Below are 1,631 nucleotides of genomic sequence, written 5' to 3'. Positions count from 1 at the left end.
CTTATTAAAATGCTAATTTTTAAATAATTAAATTGTCTTTAAAACATCAACAAATTCATCTAATTCTTCTCTTGTTCTCTTTTCTGTAACTGCAATCATCAATCCTTCGGAGCCAAAGTCTTTTAAATTCAATCCACCAATAATATTATTTTCAGAAAGTTTCTTTATCACTTCAGAAATATCCTTTTTCGTTTCAATTACAAACTCATTGAAAAATTCTTTATTGTATTTTAAATTAAAATTCTCTAATGAATTAATTTTGTCGGCAAGGTAATGAGCCTTGTTGAATGTTTGTTTTGCAACCTCAGCAATTCCTTCTTTTCCAAGATAGGATAAATAAGTTAATACAGCAATGGTCATAAGTCCTTCATTTGTACAAATATTTGAACTTGCTTTTTCTCTTTTAATGTGCTGTTCTCTTGTTTGAAGTGTTAAAACATAACCTTCTTTTCCTTTAGAATCATGAGTTTTCCCTGACATTCTTCCCGGCATTTTTCTAACATTTTTGTTTGTTGAGGAAAACAACCCTATATAAGGTCCGCCAAAACTTAAAGGAATTCCTAAAGACTGACCTTCTGCTACAGCAATATCGGCTCCGTAGTCTGCTGGTGATTTTAACAAACCAACACTTATGGGATAATAAGATACAATAAATTGAAGCTTTTTATATTCTTTAACAATTTTATTAATTTCATCAACTTCTTCAAGATTACCAAAAAAGTTAGGGTGCTGAACAACAACAGCAGCTACATCATCTCCTACTTTTGATTTTAAATCTTCAACATCAATAGTACCTTCTTTTTCTTTGATATAAATCAATTCTATATCGATTCCCTGAGTGTAAGTGCGAACAACTTCCTGATATGCAGGATTTAAAGTATCAGCAATAAGGATTTTTTTCTTTCGGCTAACACTCATTGCCATAGTAACAGCCTCCGCAACAGCACTTCCGCCATCATACATTGATGAATTTGTAATATCCATTCCTGACAACAAACTCACACAACTTTGATACTCATACATTGCCTGCAAAGTTCCTTGTGATAATTCAGCTTGATAAGGAGTATAGGCAGTATAAAATTCAGGACGCGAAATAACATTATCAACCAAAGAAGGAATAATATGATCATAAGCTCCTCCGCCTAAAAAACAAACATTATCACTTGTGCTTTTATTCTTTTTGCTAATCTCTTTAAGATGCTTTGTAACCTCAAACTCAGAAAGTGCAGGAGGCAAATCCATAGTTCCCTTTACCCTTAATGAAGGAGGTATATTTGAAATCAGTTCTTCAAAATTTTTTACACCGATGCTTTCTAACATCTCGGCTCTATCTTTTTCTGTATTTGGAATATAAACCATTTTTAATTTTTTAATTTTTTAATTAAAATCACTATTTTACTATCAAATAACTGTCTAATTTTTGGGTGCAAGTTAATAATTTTTAATTTCCTTAAACAAAAGCTTTGATAAAGAAACACAAAAAATTAAATCTTTGTGATACTTAGTGTCTTTGTGTCTTAGTGGCAAGTAAATAAATCTTTGTGTAACTTTGTGCCTTCGTATTTTAGAGGCAATAAGAAAAGAGTAGTTACAAAAACAGAAATAAATGTAATTAAGCAATTTAAATTATT

General features: G+C 30.6%; 1 protein-coding gene. It reads right to left on the bottom strand.

The window, feature by feature from the left end; translation table 11 throughout:
- Positions 1–27 precede the first annotated feature (27 nt).
- On the bottom strand, positions 28–1,359 hold the full coding sequence (gene gcvPA / locus U9R42_14265; GenBank protein MEA3497188.1) for an aminomethyl-transferring glycine dehydrogenase subunit GcvPA: 1,332 nt from the start codon (positions 1,357–1,359) through the stop codon (positions 28–30).
- Positions 1,360–1,631 lie beyond the last annotated feature (272 nt).

The organism is Bacteroidota bacterium (assembly GCA_034723125.1).
In the GTDB taxonomy this organism is placed as follows: Bacteria; Bacteroidota; Bacteroidia; order CAILMK01; family JAAYUY01; genus JAYEOP01.
The sequence above is the reverse complement of the archived record's forward strand: the minus strand, read 5'-3'. Positions and strand labels throughout refer to the sequence as shown.

Bases quoted from the DNA above. Each gene is read 5' to 3' on its own strand.
- gcvPA (MEA3497188.1), bottom strand. From the start codon at position 1,359: ATGGTTTATATTCCAAATACAGAAAAAGATAGAGCCGAGATGTTAGAA.